Below are 551 nucleotides of genomic sequence, written 5' to 3'. Positions count from 1 at the left end.
CAGCAAAAGCTCGGTATCATCTTCGATATCCGTTGCAGGGTCTAATAATATAGCACGCAAACGCTCCGCAAACGGACTGCCACCTGGCTCACGCGTACGAATATAGGGAATACCACTGCCCTCTAGTCGCAAGCACAGCTGCTCAATCGCAGTGGTTTTCCCCACGCCTTCTGTGCCCTCAAAGCTGATAAAACGCCCTGTATTGGGCGTGCTAATCATAGGAGAGGTATTTGATTGTTCTGGATTCGAAGATGATACGTTGGTGTGCACGGGTACTGACATGATATGACCTTATGTCATCGATGAGCGCCATAGTGAGATTATAGCAATTAGGTTATAGCGCTCAATAAACGATAGGTTTTTTAAGAAAAAGTAGAGGTGCTGCTTTTATAGACAGTTACTGCGCTGCTGCTTGAGATTTTTTCTCAAGCATGACGCTCAAATAGTCTTTGACCGCTTGATTGTGCTCAGCCAAGCTGTTGGTAAATTTATGCCCGCCGTTACCGGTTGCCACAAAATAAAGCGCGTCGCTATCGGCAGGATGTAGCGTC

The 551-nt window shown here is 46.8% G+C and carries 2 protein-coding genes; both read right to left on the bottom strand.

Going from position 1 to position 551, the window contains the following annotated elements:
• Positions 1 to 282: dTMP kinase (locus I6F54_RS20195; RefSeq protein WP_442960975.1), on the bottom strand; the 282-nt coding region annotated here is incomplete at its 3' end.
• 115 nt (positions 283 to 397) lie between these two features.
• On the bottom strand, positions 398 to 551 hold a 154-nt coding region (locus I6F54_RS20190), incomplete at its 5' end, for an endolytic transglycosylase MltG (RefSeq protein ID WP_197142807.1).

Source organism: Pseudoalteromonas sp. SWXJZ10B, from assembly GCF_015864475.1.
In the GTDB taxonomy this organism is placed as follows: Bacteria; Pseudomonadota; Gammaproteobacteria; order Enterobacterales; family Alteromonadaceae; genus Pseudoalteromonas; species Pseudoalteromonas arctica.
This window is presented reverse-complemented; position numbering and strand designations above follow the sequence as displayed.